The 14,746-nt window shown below is 69.3% G+C and carries 14 protein-coding genes; 6 read left to right on the top strand and 8 right to left on the bottom strand.

Annotated elements, in window-relative coordinates; translation table 11 throughout:
* The first annotated feature begins 3 nt into the window (after positions 1-3).
* Together ACGFNU_RS41890 and ACGFNU_RS41885 are read left to right on the top strand one after the other, a co-directional pair.
* On the top strand, positions 4-1,392 hold the full coding sequence (locus ACGFNU_RS41890) for a DNA recombination protein RmuC (RefSeq protein ID WP_392602194.1): 1,389 nt from the start codon (positions 4-6) through the stop codon (positions 1,390-1,392).
* Positions 1,389-2,012, top strand: a complete 624-nt coding sequence (locus tag ACGFNU_RS41885; RefSeq protein ID WP_392602193.1) for a DUF6542 domain-containing protein — start codon at positions 1,389-1,391, stop codon at positions 2,010-2,012. Before ACGFNU_RS41890 ends, ACGFNU_RS41885 begins: the two co-directional genes overlap by 4 nt.
* 209 nt (positions 2,013-2,221) lie before the next feature.
* Here the strand turns inward: ACGFNU_RS41885 and ACGFNU_RS41880 are convergent, their stop codons facing one another.
* Positions 2,222-3,181 (bottom strand): 4-hydroxy-3-methylbut-2-enyl diphosphate reductase, encoded by a 960-nt coding sequence (locus tag ACGFNU_RS41880; RefSeq protein ID WP_392602192.1) that lies wholly within the window; start codon positions 3,179-3,181, stop codon positions 2,222-2,224.
* Between the two features lie 241 nt (positions 3,182-3,422).
* Between ACGFNU_RS41880 and ACGFNU_RS41875 the strand changes: the two genes are divergently transcribed.
* Positions 3,423-4,331: a hypothetical protein gene (locus ACGFNU_RS41875; protein ID WP_392602191.1), complete on the top strand. Its 909-nt coding sequence runs from the start codon at positions 3,423-3,425 to the stop codon at positions 4,329-4,331.
* Between the two features lie 330 nt (positions 4,332-4,661).
* Here ACGFNU_RS41875 and ACGFNU_RS41870 read toward each other — a convergent pair whose 3' ends face one another.
* From ACGFNU_RS41870 to ACGFNU_RS41845, 6 genes are all read right to left on the bottom strand, one after another.
* The gene (locus ACGFNU_RS41870) at positions 4,662-5,384 is read right to left on the bottom strand and encodes a GntR family transcriptional regulator (protein WP_392602190.1); all 723 of its coding nucleotides are present in this window, start codon (positions 5,382-5,384) and stop codon (positions 4,662-4,664) included.
* Positions 5,385-5,561: 177 nt separating this feature from the next.
* On the bottom strand, positions 5,562-6,266 hold the full coding sequence (locus tag ACGFNU_RS41865) for an ABC transporter ATP-binding protein (RefSeq protein WP_392602446.1): 705 nt from the start codon (positions 6,264-6,266) through the stop codon (positions 5,562-5,564).
* 67 nt (positions 6,267-6,333) lie between these two features.
* A complete protein-coding gene (locus tag ACGFNU_RS41860) occupies positions 6,334-7,182 on the bottom strand; it encodes an ABC transporter ATP-binding protein (RefSeq protein WP_392602189.1) in 849 nt (282 codons plus the stop codon).
* Positions 7,179-8,243 (bottom strand): branched-chain amino acid ABC transporter permease, encoded by a 1,065-nt coding sequence (locus ACGFNU_RS41855; RefSeq protein WP_392602188.1) that lies wholly within the window; start codon positions 8,241-8,243, stop codon positions 7,179-7,181. The genes ACGFNU_RS41860 and ACGFNU_RS41855 overlap by 4 nt, the downstream gene beginning before the upstream one ends.
* Complete coding sequence (locus tag ACGFNU_RS41850) at positions 8,240-9,133, bottom strand: branched-chain amino acid ABC transporter permease (RefSeq protein ID WP_392602187.1); 894 nt, start codon at positions 9,131-9,133, stop codon at positions 8,240-8,242. Before ACGFNU_RS41850 ends, ACGFNU_RS41855 begins: the two co-directional genes overlap by 4 nt.
* Positions 9,134-9,206: 73 nt before the next feature.
* Positions 9,207-10,355, bottom strand: coding sequence for a branched-chain amino acid ABC transporter substrate-binding protein (locus tag ACGFNU_RS41845; protein ID WP_392602186.1), 1,149 nt, complete (start codon positions 10,353-10,355; stop codon positions 9,207-9,209).
* 128 nt (positions 10,356-10,483) lie between these two features.
* Here ACGFNU_RS41845 and xseA point away from each other — a divergent pair, with 128 nt between their 5' ends.
* From xseA to ACGFNU_RS41830, 3 genes are all read left to right on the top strand, one after another.
* Entirely contained in the window at positions 10,484-11,698 is a 1,215-nt protein-coding gene (gene xseA / locus ACGFNU_RS41840) for an exodeoxyribonuclease VII large subunit (RefSeq protein WP_392602185.1), read from the top strand.
* Positions 11,699-13,274: 1,576 nt separating this feature from the next.
* The gene (locus tag ACGFNU_RS41835) at positions 13,275-13,766 is read left to right on the top strand and encodes a hypothetical protein (RefSeq protein ID WP_392602184.1); all 492 of its coding nucleotides are present in this window, start codon (positions 13,275-13,277) and stop codon (positions 13,764-13,766) included.
* 134 nt (positions 13,767-13,900) lie between these two features.
* Positions 13,901-14,134 (top strand): exodeoxyribonuclease VII small subunit, encoded by a 234-nt coding sequence (locus ACGFNU_RS41830; protein WP_392602183.1) that lies wholly within the window; start codon positions 13,901-13,903, stop codon positions 14,132-14,134.
* Between the two features lie 94 nt (positions 14,135-14,228).
* Here ACGFNU_RS41830 and ACGFNU_RS41825 read toward each other — a convergent pair whose 3' ends face one another.
* Positions 14,229-14,648 (bottom strand): DUF2809 domain-containing protein, encoded by a 420-nt coding sequence (locus ACGFNU_RS41825; RefSeq protein WP_392602182.1) that lies wholly within the window; start codon positions 14,646-14,648, stop codon positions 14,229-14,231.
* Positions 14,649-14,746: the final 98 nt, after the last annotated feature.

Here is a 14,746-nt window from a genome sequence, read left to right as displayed (position 1 = left end):
CGGATGGATCTCGCGCTGCTCGCCGGCCTCGCCATCGGGGTGGTCTTCGGCGTGGTGATCGGCTTCGCGCTCGCCACCGGGCGCCAGGGCGCCCTGATCGCGCGGGCGAAGGCCGCCGAGGAGAAGCTCGCCTACGCCGAGGAGCGCATGGCCGAGCACTTCGAGAACCTCTCGTCCAAGGCCCTGGACGCCAGCAACCAGCGCTTCCTCGAACTCGCCGACGCGCGCCTGAAGGCCGCCGGGGTCGAGGCGGCGGGCGAGCTCGAACGCCGCAAGCTCGCCGTCGAGCACCTGGTCGCGCCGCTCCGCGAGACCCTCGCCAAGGTCGAAGAGCAGCTTCGCGAGGTCGAGACCGGCCGCCGCGAGTCCCATGCGATGCTCGCCCGGCAGGTCGACTTCGTCCGGCAGAGCTCTGATCAGCTGCGAGCCGAGACGCAGACGCTCGTCCGGGCGTTGCAGCGTCCCGAGGCGCGCGGCCGCTGGGGCGAGCTGCAGCTGCGCCGGGTGGTCGAGCTGGCGGGCATGACCCACCACTGCGACTTCGACGAGCAGGCGAGCGCCGCGGGCGAGAACGGCACCGTCCGGCCCGACATGGTCGTCCGGCTGGTCGGCGGCAAGAACATCGTCGTCGACTCGAAGGTGTCGCTGGCCGCCTACCTGCAGGCCGCCGAGACCGGCGAGCCGGTACGCCTGGACGCGCACGCCCGGCACCTCCGCGACCACGTCGAACGTCTCTCGGCCAAGTCGTACTGGCAGGCCTTCAGCCCCGCGCCCGAGTTCGTGGTGCTCTTCATCCCGGGCGAGGCGTTCCTGGCGCCCGCGCTCGAACGGGACCCCGGCCTGCTGGAGTACGCGATGAGCCGCCGCGTGCACATCGCCACGCCCACGACGCTGATCACCATGCTGCGCACCGCCTCGTACGCCTGGCAGCAGGAGGCGCTCTCACGCAACGCGCGCGCGGTGTTCGAACTGGGCAAGGAGTTGTACGAGCGGCTCGGCACGATGGGCCAGCACGTGGACGAGCTCGGCCGGTCGCTCACGAACGCGGTCAAGTCGTACAACCGGACCGTGGGTTCCCTGGAGACGCGGGTGCTCGTCAGCGCGCGCAAGCTGAACGAACTGGGCGTAGTGGAAACCACGCTGGACGGCCCAAGCCCTATCGAGGAAAGCCCTCGTTCCCCCTCCGCGGCCGAACTGTCCGAAGACGAGCTCACCGCCAGGGAGAGGGAACGTCTGGACGAGCTCGCCAACAGATCCCAGGCCGCGCCCGAGGGCTCCGACGATCACGCCCCCGACGACGAGCGGCACCGACCCGGCTCCGCCGCGGAACCGGTAAGTTTCGGCGGACGGGCCATCCCCGAGCAGATTGATCGCAGGGAGAGATGGCAATGAGTACATCGGTACGCGACGCGTCGGGCGACGCCTCGCCGGCCTCGGGGGGATCTGTGCGACGTGAGGGCGGCGCTCCGCGCTCCGCCGCCGGCGGCGGGCCGATCGCCCTCACCGGACGCGGCGGCATCGTCGTCGTCTTCGGCACCGGGCTGCTCGGGGCGCTGTTCGCCCGCTGGCTCGACATGGAGATCATGGCGGGCCTCGCGTTCGCCGCCGGCTGCGTGCTCGCCGCGTTCACGACCCGCCCGGCCGACCTGCTCACGCTCGCCGTCAGCCCGCCGCTGGTCTTCTTCGCCGTCACGTTCATCGCGGAGCTGGTGACCACGGCCGGTCACGGCTCGCTGCTGCGCGGCGTGACCGTCGGCCTGCTCACCACTCTGGCGAGCACCGCTCCCTGGCTGTTCCTCGGCACGGTCCTGGTGATCGCCATCGGGATCCCGCGCGGCCTCGTCACCGCGTTCAGGGAACTGCGCACGAAGCTCGCGGGCAGCCGCCTCTTCGAGGAGGAGGAGAACGAGGACCCCGTCCGCTGGGACGACACGCCCTCCGCGCCGCCCGCGACGCGCACCCAAGGCCGCCACGCCCGCAAGGAAGAACTCCCCCACAGCGAGGTCGACTGACCCGCACGCAGGGCCCGAGATCACTCGCTCCACAACTGAGCAAGACGGACAACCCGGCGGGGCCTGGACGCACGGAGACAACCGGCGGGACCACCAGCAGGCGGGACGATCCGTCGAAAGCCAGGCCCACGAGACGACCCGGACGAAGCCACGCGGGCGGGACGGCCCGGCGGAAGCCGGACGGGGTGACGATCAGGTGGGGACGCCGATCAGGCGGAACGGAGGTCCTTGCGGAGCTCGTGCGGGAGGGCGAACCGCATGCTCTCCTTGACTGACTCGATCTCCTCGACGCCGCCGTAGCCGCGTTCGTCCAGCCAGGCCAGCACGCCCTGCACCAGCTCGTCCGGGACGGAGGCGCCGCTGGTGACGCCGACCGTGCCGACGCCCTCCAGCCAGGCGGGGTCGATCTGCTCGGCGTAGTCGACCAGGTAGGCGTTGTCGGCGCCGTGCTCCTTGGCCACCTCGACCAGGCGCACCGAGTTGGAGGAGTTCGTCGAGCCGACCACGATGACCAGCTGGGACTGAGCGGCCATCTCCTTGACGGCGACCTGCCGGTTCTGGGTGGCGTAGCAGATGTCGTCCGAGGGCGGGTCCATCAGCTTGGGGAACCGCTCACGCAGCTTGGCGACCGTAGCGAGGGTCTCGTCCACCGACAGGGTGGTCTGCGACAGCCAGGCGACCTTCTCGGGATCGCGGACCTTCACGTTGGCGACGTCGTCGGGGCCGTCCACCAGGTGGATGTGGTCCGGAGCCTCGCCGCTGGTGCCGATGACCTCCTCGTGGCCCTCGTGGCCGATCAGGAGGATGTCGTAGTCGTCCTTGGCGAACCGTACGGCCTCCTTGTGGACCTTGGTCACCAGCGGGCAGGTCGCGTCGATCGTCTTCAGGCTCAGCCCGCGGGCCTCCTCATGGACGACGGGGGCCACCCCGTGCGCCGAGAAGACCACGATGGCGCCCTCGGGCACCTCCTCGGTCTCGTCGACGAAGATCGCGCCCTTCTCCTCCAGCGTCTTCACCACGTGCACGTTGTGGACGATCTGCTTGCGCACGTAGATCGGCGCCCCGTACTTCTGCAGAGCGATCTCGACAGCCTCGACAGCGCGGTCGACACCGGCGCAGTAACCACGCGGCTTGGCGAGCAGGACACGGCGCTGGGTGGAGGAGGTCATGCCCCTATCGTACGAGGCGTCCCAGGCGTCCCGCACCGCGTCCTCCATCACCCTGCCGGACCCGGAGGTCCTGTGGCCAAAGCTCTGATGAAGCCCGCAATGTGACCCACTCCACGCCCTCTTGGACAGAAATCCATTAAGCCGGGGTGACCGGATTCGCACCCATGCGGCAAAGTGTGATTGACAGACGGTGCCGAATCGACCGAGTCCGGTGATCAGGACAGCAGGGAGATGGAGAACAATGGTGAAATCGCCGCGCCGCATCAAGCAGCAGGTCCAGGACACGGTGGGCGAACAGGTCCGTGACCTCCCGCTGCACGCGGTCCGGCTGGCCATGTTCGGCGTCGGCCGGGCGCTGCTGCTGAGCGACCGGGTGACCAAGGACTACAAGGAGATCACCGAGGGCGGCGGCGTCAAGCCCGTGCTCGGCAGGCTTCGCGACGACGTCCAGCACACCGCCGTCCTGGTCGTGGGCCACGTGGTGGAACGGGTGCGCGGCACCGAGGAGCCCGAGCCCGCACCGGCCAGGTCCCGTACCGCGGTGGCCGAGCCCCCCGCCCGGACCAAGGCCACGGTGAGCCCCGGCGGCTCGGAGATCGCGGTCGGCAAGCCGCAGGCGGCACCCGCGCCGAAGCCGCAGGCCAAGCCCGCTACCGAGGCCAAGCCGACCACTGAGGCGAAGCCCGCCGCCACTGAGCCCAAGCCCGCCGCTCAGGCCAAGCCCACCACTGAGCGCAAGCCTGCTGCCCAGCCCAAGCCCTCCACCGAAACCAAGCCCGCGGCTGAGGCCAAGCCCGCCGGGGAGCCCAAGCCCGCCGCTGAGCCCGCCGCCCAGGCCAAGCCTGCAGCCGAGGCCAAGCCTGCCGCTGAGGTCGAGCCGAAACCCGAGCCCGCCGCCGAGGTCAAGCCCGAGTTCGAGCCGAAGCCCGAGGCCAAACCCGCAGCGCAGGCCGAGGTGGAGAAGATCGCCGCCGACCTGCCGGTCCCGAACTACGACGAGGCAACGCTGCCGCAGCTTCGCGCCCGCCTGCGGGGCCTCTCGGTCGACCAGGTGAAGCTGCTGCGCGAGTACGAGCGCAAGCACTCCGCCCGCGCCGAGGTCCTCAGGATGTACGAGAACCGGATCGCCAAGCTCAACGGCAACCACTGATCGGCAGCACTCTCGCGTGATGAACGGCCCCCGGAGTTCCGGGGGCCGTTTCGGTTTCTGACAACCGCCCGCGGCAGCGGGCCGCGCCGCTCAAGCCGGTCACACGGGCAGGTTGATCACGCGGCTCCGGTTGGTCAGACGCTCGGACCGGTCACGCTCTCGGGACGGGACGGGACGGGACGGGACGGGGGCGCGTCTTGGAAGGTGTGGTCGACGTCCACTCGTTCCAGGGCGGTCGGGTGACGGCGGCGGACGATGAGACGGCACAGCGGGCGGCACCCGCGTCTTACGGGACGTCGCTCCTCTTCGGAGAACTTGCCGGCGACAGGGTCACGGTAGGCGGGCGGCCCAGATTCCGCGCACGTGCCGGAGGTGATGGCGCATCAACGCCATGGCGGCGGCCGCGTCACCGGCGGCGACGTGGTCGAGGAGTTCGAGGTGCTCGGCGGCCGACGGCACCAGTTCGTCGCGTTCGGCCAGGGACGGCACGCCATAGAGACGGGAGCGGTGCCGCAGATCCCGCACCACTCCGATGAGGTGAGCGTTGCCTGCCAAGGCTAGGAGATCCAGGTGGAAGGCATGGTCGGCCTCGATGTACGCCAGGATGTCGCGGCGCTCGGCGGCGGTGACGATGGCCTCGGCGAGCGGACGCAGCTCACGCACGGCCGTGATCGGCACCTCGGCGGGAACGGACGCGGCGACCCGGCCGATCGTGGGCACCTCGATCAGCGCGCGCACGTCGGTGATCTCGTCCAGATCGCGCTCGGACAGCGCGGTCACCCGGAAACCCTTGTTGCGCACCGCCGTGACCAGGCCCTCCTTGGCCAGGTCGAGCATCGCCTCGCGCACCGGAGTGGGCGAGACGCCGAAGCGTTCGGCGAGCGCGGGAGCCGAGTAGACGACGCCCGGCCGCATCTCCCCCGCCACCAAGGCGGCGCGGAGCGCGTCGGCGATCCGTTCGCGCACGTTCCGCCGCGCACCGAGATCGGGCAGGTTCGGCTCGTCTTGCCCCGGCGTGCCCCGCCCCGGCGTGCCTCGTCCCCGTCCTGGCACGCTCTGTCCCCGCCCATGCGTGGCACGCTCGCCTTTCGGCATGCCTCACTCACCTCCAGGCGCGGGCCGCTCGCGTCCCGGCGTGGCTGGTTCGGCTCGCGATGCCACACGTTCGCCACGCGGTCTGCCGCGCTGACCTCCCGGCATGGCCCCGCTCCCCTCGCTCAAGGTGCCCGGTCAGACACCGCCCAGGTAGGCCTCCACCACGCGGGAGTCTTCGGCCAGCTCGGCGGCCGTGCCGTGCAGCACCGTCGCGCCGTTCTCGATCACATAGCCCCGGTGCGCGATCTTGAGGGCGGCCTTGGCGTTCTGCTCGACGAGCAGGACGGCCGATCCGGCGGCGTTGATGTCGCGGATCACGTCCATCACGGCGGTCACGATCAGCGGTGCGAGGCCCATGGACGGCTCGTCCAGCATCAGCAGCCGTGGCCGTGCCACCAGCGCGCGGCCGATGGCCAGCATCTGCTGCTCGCCGCCCGAGAGCGTCCCGCCCTGCTGCCCGCGCCGCTCGGCCAGGCGTGGCAGCAGCTCGTACACCTGGTCGATGCGCCGCCGCAGCTCGCGTCCGTCCCGGACGAGGTGACCGCCGAGCTGGAGGTTCTCGTGGACGGTGAGGAGGCTGAAGATCCGGCGGCCCTCCGGAACGTGGATCACGCCGGCCTCGACCACCTTCGGCGCGGTGGACTTCGTCAGATCGCGTCCACCGAGCGTGATCTGCCCGGCCGTGGCCCGGACGAGGCCGGAGATGGCTGAGAGCGTCGTGGTCTTCCCTGCGCCGTTGTTACCTAGCAGAGCGACGATCTCGCCCTCGCCGACCGTGATGCTGAGTCCCCGGAGGGCCCGCACCCCGCCGTAACGAACGTCGAGGTCGCTCACGTCCAGTAGGGCCTGGTCCGTCGTGCGCTGCGGGGGCTGGTCGGTCGTGTCCCGCTGGGGCTGGTCGTCTTCGTCAGCCGGCTTCACCGCGCACCTCCTCGCGTCCACCGCGTACCTGCTCGCGGGCGGCGGCGAGCTCGTCCTCGTCGGCGTCGCGGCCCAGGTAGGCCTCCACGACCGCCGGGTCGCGGCGCACCTCGGCCGGGCCGCCGACGGCGATCTCGCGGCCGAAGTTCAGGACGACCACGCGTTCGGACACCTCCATGACCAGGCCCATGTCGTGTTCGATGAGCGCGATCGCGGTGCCGAGCCCGCGGATACGCCGGATGAGGTCGAGCAGCTCGGTCTTCTCCGTGTGGTTGAGCCCGGCGGCCGGCTCGTCGAGGAGCAGCAGCTTCGGCCGCCGCGCCAGCGCCCTGGCGATCTCGACGCGGCGCCGTTCCCCGTACGGGAGGTTGCGGACGAGCCCGGCCCGTTCACCGCGCAGGCCCACGAAGTCCAGCCAGTGGTGCGCCTCGTCCGTCGCCTCCTGCTCGCTGCGGCGGTAACGCGGTGTGTGCAGCAGCGCGTCGAAAACGCTCTGCCGCAGCCATAGATGTGTCCCGGCGCGCACGTTGTCGAGCACTGAAAGCTCGGCGAAGAGCCGCGGGTTCTGGAACGTGCGCGAGACGCCGAGGGCGGCGATCACGGCGGGGCGCCGGCCCGTGACAGGCGTCCCGTCCAGCAGAACGCTGCCGCCGGTCGGCTTGTAGAAGCCGGTGACGCAGTTGAACGCGGACGTCTTGCCCGCCCCGTTCGGCCCGATCACCGAGACGATCTCGCCCGCGTCCACCTCGAACGACAGCCCGTCGATCGCGCGTACGCCACCGAACGACAGCCGCAGATCCGTCACCTGGAGCAGGGTCATGCTCTGCTCGCTCATCCCACGGGCTCCTTCGAACGGGCGGCGGTGCGCGCGGTCTCCTGCGACCGGTGCGGCCACAACCCCTGTGGCCGGACGATCATCACGAGGATCAGCAGGACCCCGAACACGAAGAACCGGTAGTCGGCCAGGTCGCGCAGCAACTCCGGGGCCAGGCTGATGAACACCGCGCCGATGACGACCCCGGGTGTGGACCCCATCCCGCCGAGCACCACGGCCATCAGCACCAGCGCCGACCACAGGAACGTGAAGCTCGGCGGCGAGATCGCGGTCAGGTGCGCGGCGAACAGCACGCCCGCCATCCCGCCCCACACGGCGCCGCCGATGTACGCGGCGAGCTTGACCTTGTACGTGTGGACGCCCATGGCCTCCGCCGCGTCCTCGTCCTCGCGCACGAACCGCCACGCCCGGCCCAGCCGCGACCGCCCGAGCCGGGCCGCGAGCAGCACCGCGACCGCCACGATGAGCACAGTGACGTAGTAGAACGCGGCGGGCTCGGTGAGGACGTCGTCGCCGAAGAGCCCCGGGATGCCGTAGATCCCCGACGGTCCGCCGGTCACGTCCAGGTTGTTGGCGCAGATCCGGATGATCTCGCCGAAGCCGAGCGTCACGATCGCCAGGTAGTCGCTGCGCAGCCGCAGCGTCGGCGCGCCGATCACGATGCCCGCCACGACCGTCACCACGAGCACGGCCGGCAGCGTGGCGATCAAGGGGATGTCCAGCTCGGACGCCAGGATCCCGCCGGTGTACGCGCCGACGGCGAAGAACGCGGCGTATCCGAGATCGAGCAGCCCGCAGTAGCCGACCACGATGTTGAGGCCGACCGCGAGCATCACGAAGATCGCGGCGCTGGTCATCACGTTCAGCGCGTACGGCGTCGCGATGATCAGCGGCGCGCCGAGCGCGATGCCGAGGCCGATCCAGCCCAGATACCGGGTCTCCATCAGCCGCGTGACGATGGACGGCCCGCGCCCGCGCACCGGCTTGACCGGCGGCCCGTGCTTGACCGGCGGCCCGTTCCCGGCGGGCGGCCCGTTCTCGATCTGCGCGCCGTCCGTCATACGCGCTCCGTCACTCGTTCGCCGAGCAGGCCGGTGGGCCGCACGGTCAGGAAGACGATCAGGCAGCCGAACGCGAACACGTCCCGCCATTCGCCGCCCAGCAGGTCGGTGCCGAACGACTCCAGCAGCCCCAGGACCAGGCCGCCGAGCATCGTGCCCTGCATGTTGCCGATGCCGCCGATGACGGCCGCGGTGAACGCCTTGAGCCCGATGATGAAGCCCATCAGGAAGTCGATCTTCCCGTAGTAGCCACCGGCCATCACGCCGGCCGCGCCCGCCAGCGCCGAGCCGATGAAGAACGTGCGCGCGATGACCGCGTTCACGTCGATGCCCATGAGCTGCGCGGCCTTGGGATCCAGCGCGATCGCCCGCATGGCGCGTCCCTGGCGGCTGCGCATCACGAGCCAGTTGAGCGCGAACATCAGCCCGACCGCGATGCTGACGAGCACCAGCTGCTGGACGGTGATCCGCGCGCCCAGGACGTGCAGCGTGGTGCCGCCGAGCCGCACCTGGTAGACGCGCGGATTGGGCCCGGCGATGATCCGCATCCCGTACTCCAGCACGAATGACGCGCCGACCGCCGTGATGAGCAGCGACAACCGCGGCGCGCCCCGGAGCGGCCGGTACGCCAGCCGCTCCAGCGCGACCCCGCCCATCCCGGTGACCGCCATCGTCGCGATCAGCACCAGCAGCAACGCGAGCAGGGAGTGCGACTCCACGAGCCCGCCCATCGCGCCGAGCATCGCGAAACCGGAGAACGCGCCGAGCATGTAGAGGTCGCCGTGCGCGAAGTTGAGCAGCTTGATCACGCCGTAGACCATGCTGTAGCCCAGCGCGACCAGCGCGTAGAACGACCCGACGAACAACCCGTTCCAGACGAGCTGGCTCACACGATCTCCTCGCCTGGCGGCTCGTCGAACGCGCGAGCCATGTGCGCGCTCTGCTCATTTTTGGTCGCTGCGCTCACGGCAACTTCTCCTGCAGGACGAACGTGCCGTTCTTGACGACCTGGATCTCGAAGCCGCCGACGATGGTGTGCTGCGGCGTGAACTTCAGGGGCCCGCTGAAGAGCTTGAAGCCGTTCATGCCCTCCAGCGCCTTGACGATCTTGTCGCTGTCGGTGCTGTCGGCCTTGGTGATCGCCTCGGCCGCCAGCCGGATCCCGTCGTAGGCCTGCGTCGAGTACGGGCCTGGAGCGGCGCCGAACTTGCTCTTGTACGACGCGATCCAGCCCTCGGCGCCCTGCAGTGTGGCAGGCGTCGGGGTCATCGTCGCGTACACGCCCTCGGCGTTCTTGCCACCGGCGACCTGTGCGAGCTTGTCGGCCACGGAACCGTCGCCGACCAGGAACTTGCCCTTGTAGCCCGCCTGCTTGAACTGCCGGATGAGCAGCCCGCCCTCGGCGTAGTAGCCGGTGAAGTAGATGTAGTCGGGCTTGCCCTTGAGGACGCTCGTGACCGCTGCCGAGAAGTCGGTCTCCTTGGGCGTGATGGCCTCAACGGAACTCTTGTCCGGTGCCCCTGCCGCGTCCAGTGCGGCCGCTGTCCGGTCCGCGATGTCCTTGGAATAGGACGTGTTGTCGTGCATCACGGCGACCTTGGTGGCGCCGTCCTTCTTCAGCCACGTGAACGCGGCGGCGGCCTGCTGGTCGCCCGTGCCGTTGATCATGAAGACATGCTTGAGCTTCTGCGCCGCGAGCTCCGCCGAGTTGGCCACCGGGATGATCATCGGGATCTTCGCCCGGTCGAACACCGGCAACGTCGGCAGTGTCGCGCCCGAGCAGTAGCCGCTCACCGAGACCTTCACGCCCGCCGACACCAGCTTGTTGGCCGCCGCGACCGCCGTCTTGGGATCGCACGCGTCGTCCTCGGCTCGCAGCTCCAGCTTGCGTCCGCCCAGCACCCCGCCCTTGCCGTTGATCTCGTCGATCGCCAGCTGCGCGCCGTTCTTCATGTACGGCCCGATCTCCGCGCTGTCACCCGAGAGCGGGATGTCCATCCCGATGAGGATGTTGCCCTTGTCCTCCTTGTCGTCCCCGCCCAGCAATCCCTGCCCGCAACCCGACACCGCCAGTCCGCTGACCAGCGCGACCGCGACAACACTCCGCTTCATTGGGGGTTTCGCCTCCCTGGATGACTCCCCCGAGCTGTGCTGTGTGACATTGCACTTCTGCCCCGAAGTGTGTTCGAGACCACACTCGTGGCCGCAACCGGCCGCCGGGTGCCCCTAGGCTTCCTGGCATGGCGATGGAGACCTCAGCGGAATCACCCGTCCCCGTCCGGACCGTCCTGCAGGCCGTGGGCGGCTGGATCGGCAAGCTGGGCCGCATCTGGGTCGAGGGCCAGATCACCGACCTGAACGCCCGCGGCGGAACGGTCTACCTCACGCTCCGCGACCCGGTCGCCAACATGTCGGTCCGCGTGGTGGGCCCCCGCCCGGTCTTCGAAGCCGCGGGCCCCGCGGTCACCGACGGCGCCCGGGTCGTCATCCACGCCAAGCCCGACTTCTGGATCAACCGGGGCACCTTCTCCCTCAGCGCCATCGAGGTGAAGCCTGTAGGCGTAGGCGAACTCCTGGCGCGCCTGGAACGCCTCAAACAAGTTTTGGCCTCCGAGGGCCTCTTCCGCCCCGAACGCAAGAGGCCGCTCCCCTTCCTTCCCGCCAAGATCGGCCTGATCTGCGGCCGTGACTCGGACGCCGAGCACGACGTCCTCAAGAACGCCCGCCGCCGCTGGCCAGCCGTGGCGTTCCAAGTCGAGAACACCGCCGTTCAGGGCCACTACGCCGTGGGCGAGGTCATGGAAGCGCTCCGCAAACTGGACGCCGACCCCGACATCGAAGTCATCATCGTCACGCGAGGCGGCGGCTCGATGGAGGACCTGCTCCCGTTCTCAGACGAGGCCCTGATCCGCGCGGCCTCCGCCGCCCGAACCCCCATCATCAGCGCCATCGGCCACGAACAAGACAGCCCCCTGCTCGACCTGGTAGCCGACGTCCGCGCATCAACCCCGACCGACGCCGCCAAACGAGCCGTCCCCGACGTACGCGAGCAACTCCAACTCATCCGCCAGCTACGCGACCGAGGCCGCCGCTGCCTCTCAGGCAACCTGGACAGAGAAAAGGCCTGGCTGAACGCAATCCGCTCCCGCCCTGCCCTAGCTGACCCGATCCGCGAGATAGAACGCCAAGCCGAACAAACAGAGGCCCTACGCGACCGAGCCCGCCGCTGCCTGGCCTCAGCCCTGGACCGTTCATCGGACGAGCTGACCCACACGAAAGCCCGCCTGCTCTCCCTCTCCCCCGCCGCCACCCTCAACCGCGGCTACGCCATCGTCCAGCGCGAGGACGACTCGGTCGTCCGGAAGGCCACAGACATCAAACCCACCGAGCACCTCCACGTCCGCCTGGCCGAAGGCCACCTGAACGTGACCGTCACAGAGATCCCCGAGCCCTAAACCGCCTCACCGCAAGAAGAGGCTCAGCACCCGGCCCCACTTCCCGACACGCCGCGCGGGAACGGGTGGCGACACCCCGAGCCGTTCCGCGACGGGCCGGAACGCCGCGAGCAACACCCCAACCCGTGCTACCGCGAACGGCACATCCCACACGGGCGCTAGCGGTACCCCCGTAGACGACCAGAACCATGCCTCGCCACCAGGCCCCAACTCGACGGTGACGTGCTCGCCAAAGCGTGGTGTCGCCGGATCGAACACCCGAAGCCGCATCGGATCATCGCCATAGCAGCGACGGCACGCCAAGCCCACCGCCGTCAGCGCCCGCCCAAGCCGATCCAGGTCATCCGCTGCATCCCTCACCTCGACCACCGCACCCGGGCATCGGTCCTCCACGCCCTCGCCACCACCGCCAGATCCACATAGGCGGCAAAACGCGAGCCGCTCAGCGCCACCCGCCGAACCACCCCACTCGACCCGCTCGGCGCCCTCTCCAATGCGCCGTGCAAGAGCTTCACCGCCACCTGTTGATCACCACAGACCCCACACGCGCCCCCATGTAGGGCGTCAACCGACACCTCCACCTCCCACACGAAGAGCGGAGGCGGCTCCCAGGAACGTCCGCGTTGCACCGCCAGATCACCTCCAGATCATCAAGTGGTGGTAATCATCGCGTTACCCTCCGTAGAACAGGAACACCTGGTTAAGTGAGGTACAGACCGGTGCGTCAACGGCATCACCAGGGGCGATCTGATGGTCAGACGTAGCGAAGACCCGTACGCCTTCACTCACACACAGCTCTACGCGGCCGTTTTCAACCACTTCGCCCGCGCCAGTGGACGTCCCGCCAAGGCAGTCGCCCACGACGCAGGATGCACCGAGGCCTACCTCTCGCAGATCAAGAAGGCCGACAAGCTCCCCTCCCTGGACAAGACCCGGGGTCTCGACCGCGCCCTGCGCGCCGACGGCTGCCTGTACGAAGTACGCCGCCTCATCGAACGCCTGGAGAAGCAATGCGCCCTGCGTCCGCCTACCCTGGATGCAGGAGACCCGCCAACCTCCGGTCAGGAGGACGCCGACGTGAAGCGTCGCGCCGCGCTAGAGCTCATGGCCGCACTCACCGCCGGGACGGCGATCCCGCCTGGAGCCCTCGAACACGTTCTCTCGGGCATCGAAAAGGCGCTCGGCAATCCGGTCGACCTCGCCCAATGGGACACAGCCGTCCACGAGTACGGACAGCAACTCGCCACCCGCCCCGCCGGGGCACTCATCGATGACCTGATGGCCGACATCATCGCCGTAGGAGAGCTGCTCAAGCGCCCCTCAGTAGACCAAGCCCGACTCCTCCGAGTCAGCGCCGGGCTCTCCGGTCTCCTGGCGATCGACCTGGGCGACGTGGGCAACCGGCGCGCAGCACGCCTCACCTGGAACACTGCCCAACGCGCCGCCGACGCGTCCGGTGACCGGGATCTGCGCGTCTGGGTCCGTGGACGCGCCGCACAAGACGCGGCCTGGGTCGAACGGCCCCGGCAAGTGGTCGTAGACCTAACCCACGAAGCCATGGAGATCGCAGACGGGAGTGCCATCGCCAGGGCTGGCCCGCGCGCACGCCGCACGTGCCTACGCGGCAGTCGACCAGGGCGACACCGCCCAGGCACAAATCTCACTCGACGCCCTCAAGCGCACCTTCGACCGGCTTCCGAACGACACACACGGTCAGTCCGCCCTGGCCTTCCGGGAGAGTCAGCTCCGCTGGACGGAGGCCTACGTCCACACCCAAACCGGCGACAAGAAGGCCGAGGTGACGCTGACGCAGGCCCTCGCTCTCTACCCGACCGACGCCGTGACCCCCGCCGGAAACCTGCGCCTGATGCAGGCTGCGTATCTTGTCAGGGCCCGGGAGATCGACGCGGGCCTCCAGCAAGCCATCACCACGATGCAAGGCCACCTCAGACCTGTCTCCTCCGGCACGACCATCCTCGTGGGGAACGTCCTACGCGCGCTCCCCGACCAGGCGCGAGCCCTCCCCGCCGCCCGCGATCTGCGGGCGCTCGCGTCCAGCCAAACCTGAGCAGCCGACAACCAGCCTGAGCCTCAACCGTTCAGCAAGGTCCGCGCACCTGCCAGGACACGGGCCGCATCGCCTACGCCGAGCCGACGGCCACCTGCAGGTCACCGCCGTCGATACGCCATAGGGTGAACGATGTGGCCGATGAGAAGCTGACCTACGAACAGGCACGCGACGAGCTAGCCGACGTCGTCCGCCGCCTAGAAGCCGGTGGCCTGACCCTGGAGGAGTCACTCTCCCTCTGGGAACGAGGCGAAAAACTAGCTACCACCTGCGAAGAGTGGCTAGAAGGAGCCCGAGCCCGCCTGGCCGCCACCCTGAAAGCCCCCGCCGAAGGCGAAGACTCCCCTGCCAACAAGGCCCCGTTCTAGCCGTCCGCGAGCGGTTTCGCCGATCCCTGCCCACGCTTATGCCGATAGAGGCGAGCAGGGTTTGGCCAACCCAAAGCTCACGGCGTTTCCAAGCTCACGATGTGAGAGCGGGTGTCGGGCCTGTTCGAGAACGTGTGCGGGCCTGGAGGAACCAATGCGCGGCGACCAACGGGATGACGCCGACGGGGTACCAGGCAACGTCAATGAGGTCGAACTGGGCGCCTAGCAGCAGGCGCGCGAACCTGCTGCGTTCGGAAAGTGCCGCGGGTATCGGGGTGAGCTGCGCGAACTCGATGAACCAGCAGTATGCGAGCGCGGCGCTGCCAGCGGGCAGTGGGGAGGTCAGCGGCCGTATGAAGAGCACTATCGTGTAGACGAGCGCCGCGAACAAGACGGTGCCTGAGTACTGTTCGATGGGCCCATCCATCGTGGCGCGGATTGCGAAGGCCACGCCTGTAAAGCCGGCTGCCGATACCACCATCAACAGCCGAGTCCAGCGCACTCCAAGCGACATCGCGCAATCATAAGGGCACCGCAGCCAAGGCGATAACTGGTCGGCTGAGCTAGGACGGGCAGCACCCGACCGCTGCCAAGGGCGCGACAGCAACCCGT

It is taken from the genome of Spirillospora sp. NPDC048911, assembly GCF_043198015.1.
Classification (GTDB): Bacteria; Actinomycetota; Actinomycetes; order Streptosporangiales; family Streptosporangiaceae; genus Spirillospora.
Note: the sequence above shows the minus strand (reverse complement) of the source record. Positions and strands in the feature narration are given on the sequence as shown.

Coding starts and splice junctions, on each gene's coding strand:
- ACGFNU_RS41890 (WP_392602194.1), top strand. CDS start 4: ATGGATCTCGCGCTGCTCGCCGGCCTCGCCATCGGGGTGGTCTTCGGC.
- ACGFNU_RS41885 (WP_392602193.1), top strand. CDS start 1,389: ATGAGTACATCGGTACGCGACGCGTCGGGCGACGCCTCGCCGGCCTCG.
- ACGFNU_RS41880 (WP_392602192.1), bottom strand. CDS start 3,181: ATGACCTCCTCCACCCAGCGCCGTGTCCTGCTCGCCAAGCCGCGTGGT.
- ACGFNU_RS41875 (WP_392602191.1), top strand. CDS start 3,423: ATGGTGAAATCGCCGCGCCGCATCAAGCAGCAGGTCCAGGACACGGTG.
- ACGFNU_RS41860 (WP_392602189.1), bottom strand. CDS start 7,182: ATGAGCGAGCAGAGCATGACCCTGCTCCAGGTGACGGATCTGCGGCTG.
- ACGFNU_RS41855 (WP_392602188.1), bottom strand. CDS start 8,243: ATGACGGACGGCGCGCAGATCGAGAACGGGCCGCCCGCCGGGAACGGG.
- ACGFNU_RS41845 (WP_392602186.1), bottom strand. CDS start 10,355: ATGAAGCGGAGTGTTGTCGCGGTCGCGCTGGTCAGCGGACTGGCGGTG.
- xseA (WP_392602185.1), top strand. CDS start 10,484: ATGGCGATGGAGACCTCAGCGGAATCACCCGTCCCCGTCCGGACCGTC.
- ACGFNU_RS41825 (WP_392602182.1), bottom strand. CDS start 14,648: ATGTCGCTTGGAGTGCGCTGGACTCGGCTGTTGATGGTGGTATCGGCA.